This is a genomic window from Hanstruepera ponticola (assembly GCF_002940745.1).
GTDB classification, from domain to species: Bacteria; Bacteroidota; Bacteroidia; order Flavobacteriales; family Flavobacteriaceae; genus Hanstruepera; species Hanstruepera ponticola.
Window position 1 is genome coordinate 500,237 of record NZ_POTB01000001.1, and the last position, 21,510, is coordinate 521,746.

17 protein-coding genes are annotated in these 21,510 nt (G+C 34.3%); 8 read left to right on the plus strand and 9 right to left on the minus strand.

The window, feature by feature from the left end; translation table 11 throughout:
* The first annotated feature begins 76 nt into the window (after nucleotides 1–76).
* The gene (gene rlmH / locus C1S72_RS02175; RefSeq protein ID WP_104734036.1) at nucleotides 77–550 is read left to right on the plus strand and encodes a 23S rRNA (pseudouridine(1915)-N(3))-methyltransferase RlmH; all 474 of its coding nucleotides are present in this window, start codon (nucleotides 77–79) and stop codon (nucleotides 548–550) included.
* A 323-nt stretch (nucleotides 551–873) separates the two neighbouring features.
* Here rlmH and hpf read toward each other — a convergent pair whose 3' ends face one another.
* The 5 genes from hpf to C1S72_RS02200 all read right to left on the minus strand — a co-directional run bounded on the left by hpf (nucleotide 874) and on the right by C1S72_RS02200 (nucleotide 5,874).
* Nucleotides 874–1,173: a ribosome hibernation-promoting factor, HPF/YfiA family gene (hpf, locus tag C1S72_RS02180; protein WP_104734037.1), complete on the minus strand. Its 300-nt coding sequence runs from the start codon at nucleotides 1,171–1,173 to the stop codon at nucleotides 874–876.
* A gap of 66 nt (nucleotides 1,174–1,239) precedes the next feature.
* Nucleotides 1,240–1,785 carry a GDSL-type esterase/lipase family protein gene (locus tag C1S72_RS02185; RefSeq protein ID WP_104734038.1) on the minus strand — a complete coding sequence of 182 codons (546 nt, stop codon included), beginning with the start codon at nucleotides 1,783–1,785 and terminating at the stop codon, nucleotides 1,240–1,242.
* Nucleotides 1,786–3,426: an AMP-binding protein gene (locus C1S72_RS02190; protein WP_104734039.1), complete on the minus strand. Its 1,641-nt coding sequence runs from the start codon at nucleotides 3,424–3,426 to the stop codon at nucleotides 1,786–1,788. It lies immediately after the preceding gene.
* 41 nt (nucleotides 3,427–3,467) lie between these two features.
* Nucleotides 3,468–4,865, minus strand: coding sequence for a short-chain fatty acid transporter (locus C1S72_RS02195; RefSeq protein WP_104734040.1), 1,398 nt, complete (start codon nucleotides 4,863–4,865; stop codon nucleotides 3,468–3,470).
* A gap of 22 nt (nucleotides 4,866–4,887) precedes the next feature.
* Nucleotides 4,888–5,874 carry a DUF4421 family protein gene (locus C1S72_RS02200; protein ID WP_104734041.1) on the minus strand — a complete coding sequence of 329 codons (987 nt, stop codon included), beginning with the start codon at nucleotides 5,872–5,874 and terminating at the stop codon, nucleotides 4,888–4,890.
* A gap of 79 nt (nucleotides 5,875–5,953) precedes the next feature.
* Between C1S72_RS02200 and C1S72_RS02205 the strand changes: the two genes are divergently transcribed.
* The 3 genes from C1S72_RS02205 (at nucleotide 5,954) to C1S72_RS02215 (ending at nucleotide 8,412) form a co-directional block, all read left to right on the plus strand.
* Nucleotides 5,954–6,532, plus strand: a complete 579-nt coding sequence (locus tag C1S72_RS02205) for a non-canonical purine NTP diphosphatase (protein ID WP_104734042.1) — start codon at nucleotides 5,954–5,956, stop codon at nucleotides 6,530–6,532.
* A gap of 124 nt (nucleotides 6,533–6,656) precedes the next feature.
* Complete coding sequence (locus tag C1S72_RS02210) at nucleotides 6,657–7,766, plus strand: ligand-binding sensor domain-containing protein (RefSeq protein WP_162919900.1); 1,110 nt, start codon at nucleotides 6,657–6,659, stop codon at nucleotides 7,764–7,766.
* 52 nt (nucleotides 7,767–7,818) lie between these two features.
* Nucleotides 7,819–8,412 carry an N-acetylmuramoyl-L-alanine amidase family protein gene (locus tag C1S72_RS02215; RefSeq protein ID WP_162919901.1) on the plus strand — a complete coding sequence of 198 codons (594 nt, stop codon included), beginning with the start codon at nucleotides 7,819–7,821 and terminating at the stop codon, nucleotides 8,410–8,412.
* On the opposite strand, the gene C1S72_RS02220 is transcribed toward C1S72_RS02215, so the two are convergent.
* The 3 genes from C1S72_RS02220 to acs are packed head-to-tail and all read right to left on the minus strand — an operon-like array spanning nucleotide 8,409 to nucleotide 12,699.
* The gene (locus tag C1S72_RS02220) at nucleotides 8,409–8,954 is read right to left on the minus strand and encodes a hypothetical protein (protein WP_104734045.1); all 546 of its coding nucleotides are present in this window, start codon (nucleotides 8,952–8,954) and stop codon (nucleotides 8,409–8,411) included. The genes C1S72_RS02215 and C1S72_RS02220 overlap by 4 nt on opposite strands.
* 56 nt (nucleotides 8,955–9,010) lie before the next feature.
* Nucleotides 9,011–10,735, minus strand: a complete 1,725-nt coding sequence (locus C1S72_RS02225; RefSeq protein WP_162919902.1) for a serine hydrolase — start codon at nucleotides 10,733–10,735, stop codon at nucleotides 9,011–9,013.
* 56 nt (nucleotides 10,736–10,791) lie between these two features.
* Entirely contained in the window at nucleotides 10,792–12,699 is a 1,908-nt protein-coding gene (gene acs / locus C1S72_RS02230; protein ID WP_104734047.1) for an acetate--CoA ligase, read from the minus strand.
* Nucleotides 12,700–12,895: 196 nt separating this feature from the next.
* Between acs and C1S72_RS02235 the strand changes: the two genes are divergently transcribed.
* Nucleotides 12,896–14,818, plus strand: coding sequence for a transglutaminase-like domain-containing protein (locus tag C1S72_RS02235; protein WP_104734048.1), 1,923 nt, complete (start codon nucleotides 12,896–12,898; stop codon nucleotides 14,816–14,818).
* A 3-nt stretch (nucleotides 14,819–14,821) separates the two neighbouring features.
* Nucleotides 14,822–16,987: a DUF3857 domain-containing protein gene (locus tag C1S72_RS02240; protein ID WP_104734049.1), complete on the plus strand. Its 2,166-nt coding sequence runs from the start codon at nucleotides 14,822–14,824 to the stop codon at nucleotides 16,985–16,987.
* Between the two features lie 15 nt (nucleotides 16,988–17,002).
* Here C1S72_RS02240 and C1S72_RS02245 read toward each other — a convergent pair whose 3' ends face one another.
* Nucleotides 17,003–18,385 carry an alanine/glycine:cation symporter family protein gene (locus tag C1S72_RS02245; RefSeq protein ID WP_104734050.1) on the minus strand — a complete coding sequence of 461 codons (1,383 nt, stop codon included), beginning with the start codon at nucleotides 18,383–18,385 and terminating at the stop codon, nucleotides 17,003–17,005.
* Between the two features lie 270 nt (nucleotides 18,386–18,655).
* Between C1S72_RS02245 and C1S72_RS02250 the strand changes: the two genes are divergently transcribed.
* Entirely contained in the window at nucleotides 18,656–19,138 is a 483-nt protein-coding gene (locus C1S72_RS02250) for a hypothetical protein (protein WP_162919903.1), read from the plus strand.
* Nucleotides 19,139–19,349: 211 nt separating this feature from the next.
* Complete coding sequence (locus C1S72_RS02255; RefSeq protein WP_104734052.1) at nucleotides 19,350–21,194, plus strand: DUF885 domain-containing protein; 1,845 nt, start codon at nucleotides 19,350–19,352, stop codon at nucleotides 21,192–21,194.
* Nucleotides 21,195–21,510 lie beyond the last annotated feature (316 nt).

Sequence of the window (21,510 nt, forward strand, 5' to 3'; positions counted from 1 at the left end):
AGTTAGAATGAATAGTAATATTTAGTAATCATCTTTTATTGTATTTAAAAATAATTTGAAAAGTTTAAATTTGTGTATGACTATTAAACTTTTAGCCATAGGCAAAACCGACAACAAACAGCTTCAGACATTAATAGCTGATTATCAAAAACGACTAGGTCATTATATAAAATTTGATTTCGAAATTATTCCAGATTTAAAAAAAGCCAAAAATCTTTCTGCAATACAGCAAAAACAAAAAGAAGGCGAATTGATTTTATTGCGAATCAATCCAACTGACATACTCATTCTGTTAGATGAAAATGGCAAACAAATGGATTCAGTTGTTTTTTCACAATACCTTCAAAAACATATGAATTCTGGAATTAAGCAACTTATTTTTGTAATTGGTGGACCATACGGGTTTTCTGAAGAAGTATATAATAAAGCGCAAGGCAAGTTGTCATTATCCAAAATGACATTCTCACACCAAATGATACGTCTGTTTATTGTGGAACAGCTCTACAGAGCCTTCACAATATTAAAAAATGAACCCTATCATCATAGATAGGTAAAGACTAATTATCCTAAATTAGCCATGGCTGATACATCAATTCCTACCCTACTAAAAAAACCAATAAAGAATATTATTAATTTAATCATTGCAAATGTAGCTAACGCTAGCATTAAGATTGTTGACATATTTACAACACGATTTCTCATAATTATTTGATGGTTGGTTAAACTTAAAAAGTTTTGGCTTGAGAACCGTAATTGACTGATGATGTGCTTAATGTATAAAAAAACTATCAATAAATTAACTTTTTGTTAACAATTATTGATAGTTCTTTATAATCTTGTATGAATTTTCACATCAAAATTTTTCAAAATGTTTTAATGCGAAGAAAATTGGTGTTTTCGTTTTTTTAACTGTTTCTCTAGGTCTTTGATGGTTTCTTTTACAGCACTCTCATAGTTTTCTTCATTTGAAGTAGCAAATATTCTTGGACCTGGCAAACTCAATTCCATCTTACAAATCTTACCTTTTCCTTTAGGATCATTGATAACTTCAAAATGAACTTGAGCACTAATAACCCAGTCATACTTTTTTCCTAATTTTTCTAATTTATCTGTCACGTAGGCATTCATCGCCTCACTAGTTAACATATTAACGTATTGAATATTGATTGTCATAGTTTATTATTTTTACAAATTAAAATTACTGCAGATTCCTTTAATCTCTAATGACTTTTGTCATATTTATTTAATCATTTTTAACACAGTCAATGCATTTTGAAACATCACTTTCTGACCCAACTCATTTGGGTGCAACCCATCTTCTAAAAAATGTTCTTTTTTCATGTTTTTAGAAAAATCAATACAAATTTTATCCTGATCTATACAGTATTGTAATAAGGCTTTCCTAAAGCTATTGATTGATTCTGAATAATTTTCTTGTGCAGCATTCAATTCCTCTAAATTGTATGACAGCGTAGGCAAACCTACTACAGGAACAACCTCATGATATTTCGCTTGACTTGTAATAGCTTGTAAATTAGAAATAATATACTCTTTTTTAAGACCATACCATAAATCATTAGTTCCTCCCAGTATAATGAGATGACTTGGTTTATGCTTGAAGATTAACTGTTCGCATCGTGCCAACATACCATTTGTAGTGTCACCACAAATTCCAGCATTTATGATTTCAGCATTTAATTCTTTTCTCAACAAGTTTACCCAACCCTTTTTCTGGTCAATCCCATAAGTTTCAGTTAGGCTATCTCCTAAACAAACAATCTTCATTTATTCAAAAATTACGCTTTCAGAACTTTCAAACCATTGTTTATAAAATTCCTGATGGATTTTTTCAATAGCATTACGCTTTACTTTTAGACTTGGTGTAGTTAATCCGTTGTCCACATTCCAGTCTTCTTTCATAACAATTACTTTCTCTATTTTTTCATGCTTTTCTAGTGCTGGATTCATTGATTCAACAGTTTCAACAAGACTAGCTATTAATTGCTCATGGGATTTTAGTTTACCTAGTTCAGACAAAGTTACCAATGCTATAGGTTGAGGAATACCAGTCCCAACAATACAAATTTGCTCAATATCTGTATTAGCAGACATTAAAAGCTCCATATGTGAAGGCGAAATATACTTTCCTTTGTCTGTTTTAAATTGATCCTTTACTCGGCCAGTAATAGTTAAAAAGCCATCGTGATCAAACTCACCAATATCACCAGTTTTTAAATAACCTTCTTCATCAAAAATTTCGGCAGTAGCTTCTGGGGATTTATAATAACCAATCATTAAGCAATTATTTTTTATGCAAATCTCTCCTTCAGGCGATAATTTTGCTTTCGCTCCTATTAAAGTTTTGCCAACTGTGCCAATTTTACTTTCACCGGGAACATTAAAATGTGACACACAACAATCTTCAGTCATACCATAACCTTGATGAATGGTAATTCCCAGTTTTTTATACCACTTAACCAAACTTGATGCAATAGGTGCGGCAGCTGACACAATGAATATAGCTTCATTTAATCCCAATTTCTTTTTAAGCTTTTTCTTAACAATAGAATTTAAAATAGGTATACTTAACAACACGCTTAATTTCTTTTGAGGCATGGAATCCAGTATCTTTTCCCTGAATTTTGTCCATATTCTGGGTACTGCAAAAAATACATGTGGTTGGGTATCCTCTAGATCTTTAGCATAGGTATCCATTGTATCAAAAAAAGAAATTGATGCTCCTAAAGTCAAACCTGCATTGCAAAGTGCTCTTTCTGCAACATGCGCCAATGGTAAATATGAAAACAGTCGCACATGTTGCGGAAGCTTCATGACTTTTTTGAAAGTGTTTGAGCTCACAGCAAAATTATTGACTGTGTGCATAACCCCTTTAGGGTTTCCTGTTGTGCCAGACGTATAAATAATGGTATGTAGATCATCACGCTTTGGAATATTTACATCCTGAAGTGGTTGATGAGCTTCTAGTAACTTCTCCCAGTTATTTCCATCATGCTCACCATATAATCCTACTGAAATAATAGGCATATTAGGAATACCAGATTTTTGGGAGTTAAAGTCGTCTAGTTTACCAACAATAATGGCTTTTGATTCGCTGTGTTCTAAAATTTGTTGGATGGATTTATCGTTTAAAGTAGGATAAATAGGTATTGATACAAAACCTGCCATCATAATGGCTATATCAGCAATGACCCAATGCGAACAATTTTTGGATAGTAATGCTACATGACTTTTCTCAGGTAAACCAAAAGCAAGTAATGCAGAAGCAATCTTTCTGGCTTCAATACCTGCTTCGGCATAAGTATGGGTTTTTATTGTGCCATTAAGTGGTTGTTTAAGAAAAATATTTTGAGGCGCTTTTGCTTCCCAGTATAGAAAAGCTTCAATTGGTGATTGAAAGTCAGGCATAATGTAGTTGGTTGATTCCCATAAAGATATACAATTATTTATTAAAGAGGAATATACATAACCATAAGTGATTGAATTACAAAAAATGTTAAAAATGGTAAAACTAAATAACCCATAACATCTCTAGCTTGTAAATTAACACCAGCTCCCATAATTGGAAAAACAAGCAATAAGAAAAAAGGTTGAAGCAAATTACTTAAACTTTCTCCATAGGCAACAGATAACGAAGCTCTAGAAATCATAGCTGTAATTTCATTGGGCTGTAACCCAAAACCTATTTCTTTTACTGCATTAATAATACTAGGTGCCACTACTGCAAATTCTCCTCCAGCAGAAGGGATTGCAAAATTTACAAATCCGCCAGTGAGATAAGCATAAAAAGGGTAATTATCTATAGTGGCAACAGTTGCAAAAATTTCTGCAAGTTTATTTCCCAAACCTGTATATAACATAATCCCCATAATACCAGCATAAAATGGATATTGAAATAAAATTCCAGATATGTTCTTACTGGAACGCTTCATAGCAACAACGTAGCGCATGGGTGTTTTATGCAAAAGCAATCCAATAATAATAAAAATGAAAATCATAATATTAAAATCTAAACTAAACCCCTTATTTACGAAATGATAGACTATATAAACAAAGCCCATAACAACAATTAAATATTGTAAAATCATGCTGTTATTCAAGGTGTCAGAAACTGCTTTTATAGGAAGCTTATAACTTTCAGCTTCTTGCTTAATTGTACATTCGTCAAATTGATTATTAGAATGAATTAAATCTTTTAGTTCTTTTGGCTTTTTAGTTTTTGGCATAAACATTAAAAACAAAATCGGAGCAATAACTACAATCAAGATTATCATGGCAATATTAAGTGTGGAGCCCAAGGTGTATGATGTAGGAATGGTTGTATTTAATATCCCTGCATTAATTAAATAATTATCTTGAGTATTTAATAACAATGGAATAGAGCTAGATAAGCCGGTTACCCAACTACCATTAGAAAAATAAACACACGCAATTAAAAAGGGGTAATTAACACCTTTTACACGTAACGCTAATTCTCTAGCTAATACGCAGGTAATAACTACCCAACCAAAACTGACTAATGTTAGTAACGAACCAATAACAAGTACAAAAAAATAAACCTGTCTGGGTGTTTTTATAAAGTTGGTTAGTTTATCAATGCCATTATTTATTACAGGAGACAATGCGATACAGAAGCCTGTGATTACAATTAAGACTATTTGCATTCCAAAGGCTAATAAATCAAAAAAACCGTCGTACCAAGCAACAATTATGTCAAGTGGATTGGCCTCTAACCAAAAAAATGACGTAACACCAGTTATGATTGTTAAAAGAATAGCAAATACAAAAGCATCTGGCATATACTTTAAAAACAAATGTGTGAATTTTTCGCCGAGTTTGGTTAGCATTGATTTATCAATTAATTATGAATTATTTTTTCACTTTCAATTTATATCCTATCGCCAATTTGCCCATGGATAAATTAAATAAGTATTTATTATCAAAATCTAAATTGGTTGAATAGATTCCTGTTCCATAAATTAGATTAACATAGAATCTTTTTACATTATATGCCAATGCTAACGAAACATCAAGTTTATACAACATAGGGTTCGATGGTCTGTAGCTACCATTCTCTAACTGTACCTTTTTGTTCATCAATGCTATTCCAGGCATTAAATTGCAGGTTGCAATAAATCTATCAGTAATTACAAACTGTGACAAAAAACCTCCCAGTATCCCAACAGCTCTACCACTGTATTTCTCAATTGCGGCTTCATCATTAAAATATTGCTCACCGTTTTCTGTCAAAATATTACCATCTGATTTAAATGAATCAAACACAGCAAATGTTCCCACTCCTCCAGAAATATGCACCTTCTTTTTTTTGGTTGGTAATCCAGCTTTTAACAGTGCATACGAAAATTCTATTTCTGAAAATGTATAGAGGTAGTTAAAACCAACGGTTGACGACTTTATATCTTTCCTGAAAACATCTGGCTCATCAAAATTATTACGAATATTGAACCCATTATAGGTTTGTAGATAAAAACTAACGTAATTATGCTTTCCAATAATTAAACTCCCCTGCGCATCAAACCTGTCAGTAGCCTGTTTATTTCCTGATTTAATATTGAAGGCAATATCAATCAGCAACTTACTATTAGCCACACCAAACCCTACACCAGACTTATTGTTTGGCACATAACGAGACCTGTAATCATCGTTTAAAATGCGAAATTGCTTCACTTTATAGTTTGAAAATATACGAGCAGAATAATTACTTAAATCATGATCTATAAATAGCGAATCTATTATTTTAAAAAAACCAGATGAGCTTTTTTTTTCTTCTTCTTGTGCTTGCCCAATTATTGTGACAAATAAAAAAACAATAAGTAACGAAATTCTTTGAATCATGTAACTTTAAACAACTAAATTTGATACGTTTTATTTTATCAACCTTGTTAAAAGCTAAAATTACATTAATTCAACTAATATGCAACTTGTTTTCGCTACCAATAATTTAAATAAACTCAAAGAAGTTGAAAAACTAATTCCAGATCACATAGCACTATTAAGCCTAAAAGACATTAACTGTTTAGAAGATATTCCAGAAACCCAAAACACCATTGAAGGCAATGCCATTCAAAAAGCCGAATATATAAAAAAACAGTATGGTTATGATTGTTTTGCAGATGATACGGGTCTGGAAGTTGAAGCCTTAAATGGTAAACCAGGCGTGTTTTCAGCGCGTTATGCAGGTGAACAGAGAAATGCTGATGACAACATGAATAAACTTCTCACTGCGCTTCAAGGTTCAAACAACAGGAATGCGCAATTTAAAACTGTCATAGCTTTACATCTCAACGGACAAATACAAACCTTCACTGGGATTTGTAAAGGTGAAATTACTTTAAGAAAGTCAGGTAAAGAAGGCTTTGGTTATGATCCTATATTTAAAGCTGAAGGCTTCAATAAAACCTTTGCTCAAATGATACTTGAAGAAAAAAACAAGATTGGTCATCGTGGAAAGGCCGTTAGCCAGTTAATTTCTTTTTTGAACAGCTATATTTAAAAAGCTAATTCAACAAATATTATAAATTACAATGCTTTCTTTACATTTTTTTTTATTTGACACTTTTTTGACACTTGAAAAGTTTCTGTCACAAACCTTTAGATTACTTTTGAAAAAAGTATTTATGAGCCGTACACAATCTCTTTTATGGTTAGTTTTAGCATGGGCAACCATCTCCTGTAATGGTCAAAAAAGTCAGGTTGATTCCAAAGACCAACCCACCAAAACAGAACCCAATTCTGATTATTTATTTTCAGCAAGTGCAAAACCCGATAGTACGGATATTCCCAATGATACTTTCGTGCCCTTATTTTACGAAGGACAATTGGCGCATTGGATTCGCACCATAAACGAAGACTCAAACGGAAATCTCTGGTTTGGCACCAATCATTATGGCGTTTTACGCTATGATGGTGAGGGCTTGACATATTTTACCACGGAAAAAGGCTTCGGTGATAGTCGCGTATCGGCAGCAGTTGTTGAAAACAATGGTACTGTTTATTTTGGAACCTCTCAAGGCATCTCACAATATCATCCTGAAGACGATAGCTTTTCTTTTTTAACCACCACTGACGGATTGGTTCATAATGAAATTTGGTGTATGACCAAAACTACAGATGGCATTATTTGGATTGGTACTTCGGAAGGTATCAGTCAATTTGATGGCCACACATTTTCGACGTTTACCATACCTAAATCTGATGTGTCAAATCCAAATGCTCTCATTTCCTATAACCGAATTACCAGCATTATAGAAGACAATCAGGGTAACTTATGGTTTGGTACAGATGGCTATGGCATTTGTAAATATGATGGTGAAAACTTTACACATTACACCAAAGCTGATGGGTTATGCGATAATACCATTTCCAATATATTTGAGGATCGTTCTGGTAACATTTGGATAGGCACCATGTTTGGAGGCGTCAGTGTATATGATGGTAAAACCTTCAAAAACCTCACCCAAGAAGGGCTGATTAAAGGTGAGGAAGCTTCAGCATTTTATGAAGATACCGATGGTTCTATTTGGTTTGCTATGGAACATCAGGGTGTTTATCGCTATGATGGTAACACATTTTCCAATTTTAACATGGATTCTAGATTGGGTTCTTCAGGTATTATTATCATTATGCGCGATAATAAAAACCGGTTTTGGTTTGGCGGTTGGAAAGGCTTATTCCGTTTTAATGGTAAACAATTTGATACCATTACCAAGGCTGGCCCTTGGGAATAACATACAACAAATTTTAATAAGTACCGTTTACATACTACTAAACCAAAAGATTATGAAAACCCTACTAAAACTTTTAGGCGCTGCCTTATTGATTATTACCTTATCCTTTACAAATTCTAAAAACAAAACGGTGGTTATTGATGTAAGCCATGGCGGTCATGACCATGGACAGAAAGAGCATAGCATTACTGAAAAAGAAATAGCTTTGCAGGTTGCCCAAAAACTCCAGGAACTCTCCCAGAATAGTTCAGTAGAAATCATACTGACCAGAGATTCCGATATGTTTGTAAGTTTAAAAGATCGCGTGGCTTTTATCAACAAGCAGAAACCCCATTATGTGATATCACTTCATACCAATGGGTATAAAGACGAATCTACTTCAGGATATAAACTATTTTATGGTGATGGAGATTATCATGAAGCTTCTAAAAAACTAGCTTCCACTCTTTCAGAAAGTCTAGATATTGCTATACAATCAAGAGGTATAAAACAAGCTGGTTTTTATTTACTGAAAAACGCCGCCTGTCCTTCGGTGTTTTTGGAAATGGGTTTTTTATCTAATCCGGAAGACCGAGACTATCTAACCAGTGAATCTGGTCAGACAGCCATTGCAATAGCAATTTTCAAATCATTGGAGCAGCTTTAATTTTGATGGCTTAAGTAGGAATCCAAATAGTTGCTGGTTGTCATATACTCCTTCTGAAGCTTTCTTAAATGAGATAAAATCGCATCCCGATCTGGATATTCTGGTTTCAGACAGTCCTGTAAATCGTCGTCATAAACCGTTAGGATGAGATACCAATGGCCTGTTCTGGTGGTATGATAACCATCCATTAAAGTCGATTGACCTTCCGACTGTAACTTGGCATCGACCACTAAAGGTACTAAATTGAGGAAGGTGGTGTTTTTTTCTCGTTCGTGAAAAGACAAATAATAGGTTTTATCATTTATGGATATAGGCACATTGTACTCCACATCTATATGCTCCCGATTGTATTTGGTATTGATGAAATTATAGAACTCATTGGCCTCCTTAGGGTCTTCAAAAATAAACCCATAACTCCTAGGCAAATCCCGCTTGAACTTTTTGGAAAGCTTAACGGTGTCTGTTTCAATATTGGGTGCTACCTGCAACGGAATACAGGCATAGGACACTAGGAGTACCACAACGGCCAGTAGTTTTTTCATGGTTTGGTTTTTCAATGTGTATCAAACATTGTACCAAGAACCTTAAAATTAAACTATTACTTTATTCGTTGGGCTGGCATATTTTGTCCATTTTGATGCAAAGTTAGACTGTCAATTTTGCCTTTATCGTTAGCATTAAAGGTTACCTGTGCCTCAACCACTTTTAAATAAAACTTATTGTAACTTGAAGCAAACAACTCAAATTGTGGCTGACCGGTAGCTTGGGCAAATAATTGCTTGTCTTGGCGTGTTACTGTGATAACAAAACCTGGTTGTAGCTCATATTGGCCACAATAAGAATCCAACGTAGCTATAGGAACTTCAACATTAGAAACCAATTCCGATTTATCAACACCAAATTGTAATAAAACCGTTTTGGCATTATCATTTGCAGGGTTTAACTCCAATGATTTTTTATAATTGATTATGGCCTGTGTGGTATCGCCTACTTTTAAATAAGCTTCTCCTAGAGAATCATAAGGATTGGAAGCATCAGGAAACGAAGCCACATTCAACTTAAAAAGTTCTAGTGCTACCTTATTATTGTCTTCACCAAGATATTGATAGGCCAGAGTATTCAATTGGTTTTCATCAAACTTATAGGCATCTGATTGTTCTACCTGTAATTGCTTGTATAGTTTTATAGCCGACTCGATACCATTGGCATCAATTTCTTTATTGATAACCGTCGCTATGGAAGGTTTTGGCACTTCTAATGGTCTTGGGTCACCCAACAATTTCATCCCAATTCGACCAATATCCGTATCTGCATTACCTAATACGACGACTCCTTTTTGGGTGCCTTCTATAAAACCTGTAAACGATTTATAGCCAGCTGTCGCGCCATTGTGCCAAATAATGGTATCATCGCCATTTTGGGCATAGTGCCAGCCCAGGCCTATTTTAAATTGGTTGGCTTCATTTTCATAAGCTACTTGCTGACTTAATTGCATGGCTTCAAAAATAGCCGGATGCGATACACCCATATTGGCTTGTAAAAATCTGACCATATCCTCTGTTGTAGAACGGATACCACCAGCACCAGCCAAGCCTGTTAAATCCCAATTGGAAACCTCAACACCTTGTGCATGGGGTTTGGCCAAATGGTTTGTCATACTATCAGTTAATACCAATCGGGTACTAATCATGTTACAAGGATGGGCTATTTTTTCGATTAACAATTCCTCGTAACTTTTGCCTGTATGCAATTCCAGAATATGTCCCAATAAGCCCATGGCATAATTGGAGTATTCATATTCCGAACCGATATCTCTGGTTAATTCATAGGATGACATGAATTCATAGATAAGCTCCGGTGTATAATCTACATACGGATTTCTAGGATCTTTAGGATTGAAATTATCAGGCATTCTAGGCAATGCCGAAGTATGGGTTGCTAAATCTAAAAGCGTAATTTCTCTGCCATTGCGTGTTGGAACCGTAACTGTCTTTGGTAAATAGTTTGCAATGGGATCCGATAGTTTCATACGGCCTTTCAACACTTCATCAGCCAGCATGATACAGGTGAAAACTTTGGAAATAGAACCTATTTCATATACCGAATGTTCATCTACCGCAACATTCTGTTTTAAATCAGTAGTTCCATAATTGTAGAAATCAACTTTATCACCATTTACAAAAGCTACTGAAATACCCACATTTTCACCCGACTCAACACGCGCTTGCATATTCTCTTTGACTTCCTTTGAAATGGTTGCCTCTTGTGCATGACCGATAAAAACGGTCATAATAAGACAGATACGGACTAATAGATTTTTCATGATGGTGTGTGTTAGCGTTATAACCATAAGACGCCAAGTCATACGACTTGTTACAATTACAACTTATTATCAATAATACTTTGTACAACTTCAGGATTCAAAAGGGTGCTGATATCACCCAAATCACTGGTGTTGTTCTCGGCTATTTTACGCAAGATACGGCGCATAATTTTACCACTGCGTGTTTTGGGCAGTCCTTCGGTAAACTGAATTTTATCAAGTTTGGCAATAGGTCCTATCCTATCGGAAATTAATTGGTTGATTTCGTTTCGCAGGTTCTCCTGTTTTCTAGTTTCACCAGCATCTTTCAACGTAATATAACCATAAAGCGCACTCCCTTTTATAGCATGTGGAAATCCTACAATGGCACTTTCGGCAACAGCAGGATGTTCATTTATAGCATCTTCAATAGGTGCAGTTCCTAAATTATGTCCCGATACAATAATCACATCATCCACACGGCCTGTAATACGGTAGTAGCCAACTTCATCGCGCAGGGCACCATCTCCCGTAAAATACTTATTTTCAAATGCCGAAAAATAGGTGTCTCTATAACGCTCGTGATTGCCCCAAATGGTTCGTGCCATACTTGGCCAAGGATACTTTATGCACAAGCGTCCTTCTACCTGATTGCCTTTTAACTCCGTACCCGATTCGTCCATCAACGCAGGTTGAATACCTATAAATGGTAAGGTTGCAAAGGTTGGCTTGGTAGGTGTTACAAACGGAATGGGTGTTATCATAATGCCTCCTGTTTCGGTTTGCCACCAGGTATCAACAATAGGGCTTTTGTTTTTACCTACCACATCGTTGTACCAATGCCAGGCTTCCTCATTAATAGGTTCGCCTACGGAACCTAAAACCGTAAGGGAAGACAGATCGTATTTTTCAACTAATTCGGCACCTTGTTTTGCCAAGGCTCTAATGGCTGTTGGTGCTGTATAAAACTGATTGACTTTGTGCTTTTGAACAATCTCCCAAAAACGCCCAAAATCCGGATAACTTGGTACGCCTTCAAACATCACGGTTGTAGCGCCATTGGCAAGTGGCCCATACACAATATAACTGTGACCCGTGATCCAACCAATGTCGGCCGTACACCAATACACATCATGCTCCCGATATTGAAACACATTCTTGAATGTATAAGCGGTATAAACCATATAACCAGCCGTAGTATGCACCATGCCTTTGGGTTTTCCAGTAGAACCCGAAGTATATAGAATGAATAACGGATCTTCAGCATCCATGACTTCGGCTTTGCCTTGTTTTGAGGCCTTATCCAATAACGGTTGTAACCATTCATCACGGCCTTCCTTCATGTTGATATCAGAATGTATACGTTTGGCTACCAAAACGGTTTCCACATTAGGGCAATCTTCGAGTGCTTCGTCAACAATACCTTTTAGATCAATGGTTTTGGCACCACGATACGAGCCATCGGCTGTGATAACCACTTTACAATCGCAATCGTTAATGCGTGTTGACAAAGCTTTAGAAGAAAACCCGGCAAACACCACTGAATGAATCGCACCAATTCTGGCACAGGCCAAAAGCGCAATAGCCAATTCTGGAATCATAGGAACATAGATACAAACCCTATCCCCTTTTGTAACGCCTTTATCCTTTAGCACATTGGCAAATTGATTGACGCGTTCGTATAAGTCTCGATAGGTAATATGCTCCGCAGGTTCGTCAGGGTTGTTGGGCTCAAACAGTATAGCTGTTTTATCTCCTCGGGTTGCCAAGTGTCTGTCTAAACAGTTTTCGGTAATGTTTAGTTTGGCGCCTTCAAACCAGGTAACTTCCGGTTTTGAAAAATCCCAGCTTAAGACCTTATCCCACTTTTTTCGCCATAGGAAATGTTCTTCGGCGACTTCTTCCCAAAAGTTTTCTGGTTCCCTAACCGATTTACGGTAAACTTGAAAATATTCTTCTAAATGTTTTATGTGATAGTTACTCATGCCGTGGTAAATATGTAATAGTTGTTTAACTCATAAGATATAAATCATTGTCTGCTTAAAATTAAAGATTTGTTATGAGGAAATTTCAAATAGTCACATAAAATTTCAAAAATTCATATTTTTACAACATATCGATTCTTAAATTTTCCTTACTATAAAGTTCAAATTTTTATATTAGCAACATAATCCTTTTTTGATGTTTAAATATTCACTAACCTTTCTCTTCAGTTTTATACTAGTTTTACAACTTAATGCACAAAAAAACACAGAGCCTACTCAAAATGAAATTGCACAAGCCAATACTATCAAGGAATCTTTTCAAGAGGACAATGTAGCGGTAGAAAAAGAAAGCTACCACATTACTTTTGACTTCAATAAAAGTGATCAAAAAGTAACGGTGTTCGAGAAAATCAATAAAAATTTAATTAATTTGGATTCACGTGCAGATATTCAAGCCTATTGTTTTTATGATGGTGAATCTGAAATTGAATCTTTTACTGTTAAATATAAAACCAATCGCGATGCTGACTATCCAGTCAATGATGAAGCTATAAAGAGTAGAGATTTATTTCATAATGATGCGCGTGTAAAGTATGTTAATTTAGATTTTCCTCTTAAAGGCTACAAGTATACAACTGAAACGGTTAAGAAATATAAGGACATAAAATACTTTACAAGTTTATATTTTAATGATGATTTTCCTACTCTTGAGAAGCAGATAATTGTTGAGATCCCTGATTGGCTTGATTTGGAATTAAAGGAAATGAATTTTGACGGTTATGATATTAAAAAAACCGTTGAACCAAACACCAAAAATAATTCAAAAATTTATTCTTACACATTAGAGAATATAGCAGGAATGTATAAAGATGAAAGTGCACCAGGCCCATCCTATATATATCCTCATATTTTGGTGCTAGCAAAATCATATACCTATGGAGGAGAACAATATAAAATTTTTGAGTCAACACAAGATTTATACAATTGGTATAAATTACTAGTAAATAGTCTTGAAAATGATAATACGGTAATTAAGGCTAAAGTTGAAGAACTTACAAAAGATGCTAAAACTGACGAAGAAAAAATTAAGAATATATACTATTGGGTTCAAGATAATATAAGGTATATAGCATTTGAAGATGGTATTGCAGGTTTTAAACCAGACGAAGCTTCAAATGTATTCAAAAAACGGTATGGCGATTGTAAGGGCATGGCAAACCTTACAAAGCAAATGCTTCTAGAAGCAGGCTTTGATGCAAGAATAACTTGGATTGGTACCAAACGAATTGCATATGATTATTCTACACCTAATCTGTCAGTAGATAATCATATGATTTGTACCTTAATGAAAGACAATAAACCTGTTTATCTTGATGGCACCGAAAAATTCAATGCATATGGTGAGTTTGCAGACCGTATTCAAGGGAAGCAAGTATTAATTGAAAATGGTGACAGTTATATTTTAAATACTGTTCCCGTTTCAGATGCAGGTGAGAACATAGAAACTTATGATTATAAATTAAAAATAGTAGATGATGTTATTTTTGGATCTGTAAGTAAAAAATTTGAAGGAGAAAGTAGATCTAGTCTTTTACAATATTTAAATCAGCTAAAAACAGATAAAAAAGAAGATTTTTTAGTTTGGTATTTGAATAAAGGAAATTCTAATATTGGCGTGGTAGATGTAGTAACTTCTGATTTAAGCAATAGAGAAATTCCTGTAAATCTGGATTATTTTATTACCATTAAAAACGCCATATCATCTTTTGATGGCACAGCATACATTGACCTTGATTTTGAAAAGGAATTGTCAGGTTACTATTTTGATGAACGCAAAACAGACTACATTCTAGATTATAAAAAACACCTAATCTCTACAACCACATTGGACTTGCCTGAAGGCTATACAGTTTCCGAGTTACCAAAAAACATCAATGCATCCAGTGAAAATTTTGATCTTTCAGTGACCTTTACCAAGCAAGGTAACAGCATCATTTACAAGAAAGATTTTAAAATTAAAAATGCCATTGTAAAAACATCAGATTTTGAAACATGGAATGTTTTTATTAAAAACTTAAAAGCACTATACAACGAACAAATCATACTAACTAAATCCTAACGCATGAAATTACGATTATCCCTCCTACTTACCCTCTTTTTCTCAACAATTATCATAGCGCAATCTAAAGATGAGCAAGAAGCCAGAGATTTTTTTTGGGGTGAAAACGACACGTATAAAACAGTCGTTAACGTACCTGAAAAATGGCAAAACGAATCCGCTGTAATTATCTACAAAAACGAAAACTACGATTTTCATAAGTTCGGTAAGAAAGTTAACTATAAATCGTCCATAAGAAAACGTATCAAGCTTTTAGATAAAGCAGCAGTAGAAGAATTTTCTGAATTTTCTTACCAAAAACGCTTCAGAGTCTCTAAAGGCGTCTCTTTGGGAACACGAGGCAACAATATCATTGGAGTAAAAGTTATCAAGCCAGATGGTTCCGAAAGCATTATTGACATTAATAAAGAAGCTGTTGAAGTGGATGGGGAGACTAAAGTAGCAATCCCTAATTTAGAAGTTGGTGATATAATTGACTATTATTCTTATAGTATTGAACCTTTTAAGTCAACATATGCCTTTGGGTTTAATCCAGTAGAACGCACATTAAGTGAGGAATATCCAATTATGGATTATAAGTTATTTTTTGAAACAGAAAATGACTTTTTCATAAATTTCAAATCGTTTAATGGTGCTCCAGAATTAAAAAAAATTGAAACAGATAAGAAAAACTTAAGACGTTATGAGCTTACTGAAAGCGACATAGAAAAGCATAAAAATGAGCGATGGTTTTTTCCTTTAGTAGAATTACCCTGTTATAAATTCCAAGTCTTTTTTGCAAGGTCGGGTAAATTTGAAAAACGCGCAGATGCCTTTTTATCTGACAAGGAGGAAATAATAAAAACTTCGGTTTCTAAAGAAGAAGTCTTGAATCAGTATGATGATATTTACCCTTATGGCGATTTAAAATATGAAGAACGTTTTTTAAAGAATAAAGAATTTGCTTCTGATTCTGAAAAGGCTATTGCCATTTATTATTTTATGAGGCATCATTATTTAACACGCTTTATTGAAGCTTATATTATAAAAGATGCTGGAATTTTAGATTATCCTTTTGGTGTTTATGGTAATGATGCAACCATGTTTAACAGTGACAATACTTTTTTAAAGCACTACATAGCCATACTAAAAGACAACAAAATAAAATGTGATTTACTGGTAGGAAAAAAACGCTATGATGGTTCATTAGATGATTTATTAATCTATAAAAACTTAAATACTTTAATAAAAACCCAAACCAGCCCTCCAGTTTACGTAAAACCTTTTGGTCCACATACAACAGTCAACACATTTGACCCTATGCTAGAAGGAGCTGAAGCTTATTTGCTTTCACCTGTAAAAAGATGGGATTATGATCAAATAGAACGTACTGCTGTTCCAGTTAGCAACTACCAAGTTAACAAAACAAACAAAAATATAGCCATTAGCTTAACAGATGATTTTAATGGGTTTTCTGTAAAAAGTGTCGTTAGTTATACAGGGCATGAAAAAGAAGACCAACAATTTGATAGGTTAATTTTTAAAGATTATGTTGATGAAGATTATCAAAAATATGAAACAGAATCTTTTATTGAACTACTTAAAAAATCAAAACAAGAAAAATATAGAAACGAATTAAACGCTGTCATTGAAAAACTACGTGAAAAGCAAAAAGAAACCTTTGTGAATTCAGCCAAAACAGAGTATAATTTGACAAACATTGAAGACTATACTTACAGTATTAATGAAACTGGTCGATATACCTTTGAAGATCCTCTCTCTTATACTGAAGCTTTTATATCAACAGGAGACTTAATAAAGAAAGCAGGACCTAATTACATTATTGAAATTGGCAAGTTTATAGGAGGTCAAATAGATATTTTAGATGAAAACAAGGAGCGCGATGAAAATATTTATATGGGCTACCCAAGAAGTTATCAATACAGTATAAATCTTACTGTTCCTGAAGGTTATACCATTGCTGGTTTAGATAAACTGAATAAATCAATTGACAATAAAACAGGTTCATTTGTGAGTTCTGCAAGTTTGGATGGTAATACCCTGACAATTAAAACTTCAAAAGAGTACAAGCACAATTATGTTTCAAAATCTGATTGGCAATTAATGATTAATTTCCTAGATGAAGCACATCAATTCACAAATGAAAAGATTCTTCTTAAAAAGAGTTAAGGACTTGATGTTTTTTTAGTGGATTTTATTGGCAAAAACACGCTTTTTATAAGCTTTTATTTCTTTTATTACCCTTGGTGCCATAATAAGTGTAGCTGTCATGGTAGGGATCGCCATAAGCGCAAAAAAACCATCAATAAGATTAATCATCATGCTTAAAGAAGTTGTTGCTCCAAGTATAATACTTACAATGTAAATGTAATTATAGTAATGCTTTTTGTCAGCACCAAACAAAAAAGACATACATTTTGTTCCATAGTAAGAATACGAAAATAACGATGACACGCTAAAAACTGCAATACAAACTAGTAGTAAATATTTACCCATTAATGGCATGGTATTACTAAATGCTGCTGCTGTTAAACTCACGCCATTGGCATCTGATGATTGCCAAACACCAGTGACCAAAATAGCCAAAGCTGTCATAGTACACACCACAAGTGTATCTATAGCGGGACCAAGCATCGCAACTAAACCTTCTCTTATAGGTTCGTCGGTTTTTGCAGCGCCATGAGCCATTGGAGCTGTACCTATTCCTGCCTCATTTGAAAAAGCACCTCTTCTAATTCCCAATAAAATAAGTCCGCCAACCACACCACCTAAAAAGGTATCTCCCTTATAAAAACTGGCGCTGAAAGCATCTGTAAAAATTAAGCTTAAATATTTAGGTACTTGATCTATATGAATACCCAGAATAATAAGTACCAAAATAAAATACAGTATTACCATACTAGGAACCAGTTTAGCTGCTGTTTTACTAATTCTGTTTAAGCCACCAAGAATCACAATAGATGTAACAATTACTAATAAAATGCCTATTATCAAATTAGAACCAAACCCAACCTCAATACCATTTGGGATCAATAAAATATCATTAATGGCTTGTGTTAGTTGATTAACATTAAACACGGGAAGTGCACCGACCAAACCACAAAAACTGAACATGATCGCCAATGGCTTCCATGATTTTCCCAATCCTTCCATAATGAAATACATGGGTCCTCCTTGAATCTCACCTGCACTATCTTTTCCACGATACATAATAGCCAACGTTGCAGTAAAAAACTTTGTTGACATACCAATTACGGCACTTATCCACATCCAGAATACAGCTCCTGGTCCTCCAATAGCAATGGCAACTGCTACTCCAGCAATATTTCCCATGCCTACAGTTGCCGATAAAGCAGTTGTTAAGGCTTGAAAATGTGAAATTTGTCCTGGGTCATTAGGATCATCATATTTACCTCGTAATACCTGAATGGCGTGACCCAAATACCGAAAAGGTAAAAACCTGGATAATAGTAATAAGTAAAGACCGCCACCAACCAATAACACCAACAGTGGTAAGCCCCAAACTGCTGATGCAAAATTTTCGATAAGTTTGTTGAGTATTTCCATCTGTTGCTTAAGGAGTTTAAAAGTACTAAAGAAAATAATATACTTATATAGAATTTCACAATAATAAGCCTTAAAGTGAATATAATAGTTTATTAATATTGATGTTTAATAAAACAGTGATAGACTTAAATCTTAACAGGAAAAACAAATCTTTACAAGATTTTGTATTAGTAAACTTTTTAAATGCTCTATGATTTTTACCGAAGAACCCAAACTTTTTACCTATTGCAAAAATTAATCTTATATTTAAACCACCTAAAATACACTATCATGAAATATTTTAAAATCCTTACAATACTATTAGCAAGTTCAACACTGTTGTTATCCTCTTGTAAAGATAAAGCCGAAACACCAGAGGCTACTACTACAACAGAAAATTCTGAATTACAACCCTTACAGGTATTTGACGCGCAAAACCAACAGAAAACCACAACTGCTCAAAATGTATCAGGTGTATATCACTATACTTGTAGCAACGGTTGTGCAGGTGGTGCAGCTGCCGCAGGAAATTGTAGTACATGTGGAAACGCTTTAGCACATAACCAAGCGTACCATTCTAACAACAATAACACTGCCAATACACCAGCTACTACACCAACTAATCCTGCAGCTACACCAACGCCTGAACCAAGTCAAAATTCGGCTGGCGTATGGCATTACACGTGTGGAAACGGTTGTGCAGGTGGTGCAGGATCTGCCGGAAATTGTAGCTCATGTGGTGGAACTTTAGCACATAATTCCGCATATCATTAAACAAACGATAAAATTTAAAAAAAGCTCTTAACATAATTTGTTAAGAGTTTTTTTTTGCTTGGAATATCTTATTTTGATACCTATCAGATGTTAATGATTTTCAAGGTTGAAAAAATTACTTCGGTTTGGTCTTTAAAATAGCCATAAATAGATTACCTTCAAACAATTACAATATATTGTAAACCAAAGATCTAATTAACATCAACACCTTATGAGACCATTAATTGTAAAATCAGTTTTTGCCCTTTTTATTTTTACTTTCATTTATTCGTGTAAAAAAGAACAATCTGAAGTAAAACAGACGGTAAAAATATACACCGAAGCTGAAATTTCTGCAGAATCTAAAAAAGTAAATGACTTTTTTCAAAAATCATTTGATGATCAATTAGCATTATATCCAGAATTTCAAACGAGACTTGGAATAAAAAGGGATTATGGCAAGCTCAATGATAATTCTCCAGAAGCGCGAGAACGAGATTTTAAAAAAGATAAAGAAGAATTAGCATGGTTAACAGATTCAGTTAATATAAATGCCCTTTCAAAAGATGTATTGTTAAGTTATAAACTCTTCAAGCAAAACAAAGAAAACTCTATTGACAATTATAAATTCAAACTATACAACTATCCAATTACACATAGAGGTGGTGCGCATTCTGGCAAACCAGCATTCTTAATAAACATGCATCGTATTGATAGTGTTTCTGATGCTGAAGCCTATATATCTAGATTAAATGGGTTTAATAAGTTTTTTTCTCAAGTAGTAGAGAATCTAAAAGAACGTGAAGCAATTGGAATAATTCCACCAAAATTTGTTTATGATAAAGCCATTAAAGTAGCTGAAAACGTATTAAGTGGTCAGCCCTTTGAATCGACCGATAAACAAAGTACCTTACTAAAAGACTTCATGAAGAAAGTCAACCAATTAGATATTGATGATGACACTAAAGCTACTTTAAAAAAGCAAGCAAACCAAGCCTTATTAACATCTGTAAAACCAGCATATGAAGGTCTTATTGCTTTTCTTAAAGCTCAAAAAGAACGCGCGAATTCTGATTATGGTGTTTGGAAATTTCCTGATGGTGAGGCGTTCTATACTATGGCGTTAAAACGAACGACAACAACCGATTTAACGAGTGATGAGATTCATAACATAGGATTATCTGAAGTAGCACGAATTCATAATGAAATGGAAGTCATTAAAAACCAAGTGGGTTTTGAAGGGACTTTACAAGAGTTTTTTGAATTTATGAAAACAGACAAGCAATTTTATTATCCAGCAACCCAAGAAGGAAAAGACGCTTATTTAGCCGAAGCAGTGCATTTAATTGATAGCATGAAAACAAGACTAGACGAAATTTTCATCACCAAGCCAAAGGCTGATATAATGGTAAAAGCTGTAGAACCATTTAGAGAACAATCGGCAGGGAAAGCGTTTTACCAACGTCCAGCAGCCAATGGTACCAGACCTGGTATTTATTATGCCAACCTATATGATATGGAGTCTATGCCAATCTATCAAATGGAAGCACTAGCGTATCATGAAGGTATTCCTGGGCATCATATGCAATTGGCCATTCAACAAGAATTAGAAGAAATACCTATGTTTAGAAAGTTTGGTGGTTATACGGCCTATACCGAAGGTTGGGGATTGTATTCTGAATTTATACCAAAAGAAATGGGTTTTTATTCTGATCCGTATTCTGATTTTGGACGTTTGGCTATGGAATTATGGAGAGCTTGTAGATTGGTTGTTGATACAGGAATACACGCAAAAAAATGGACTCGTGAAGAAGGTATAAAATATTACACTGATAATACACCAAATGCCGAATTTGACGCTATTAGTATGGTAGAGCGTCATATTGTAATGCCTAGTCAAGCAACGGCTTATAAAATTGGCATGCTAAAGATTTTGGAGTTGCGTAAAAAAGCAAAAGATGCGCTGGGAGACCAATTTAATATCCGCGAATTTCATGAAGTGGTCATTTCTCATGGCGCCATTCCATTAGATGTATTAGAAGAGTTTGTAGATGACTATATTTCATCTAAAAGTTAAAAGTAGTATTGCTTTTATTATAACTAACTTATTGTTTAAAAGTATTTGTTTAATATATCTTTTAACTATTGATTTTTGTCTTTCAAAAATTTAACTTAGCTTATCGTCTGATATAAACCATTAAAACGATTCATATCATATCGATAAGCTTAACTCTAATTCCATGTCTTAAAAGAGTTAATAATAACCCCTTAAGAATACCATCTCAAATAAAAGTGTATCTTTGCCGACTGAAACACAGAAAGCTGTGTTTTAAATTCCTCAGGGTGAGGATGTGTTACCAAGAAGTTTAGGTTTAAGTATGTCGATTCGCTTC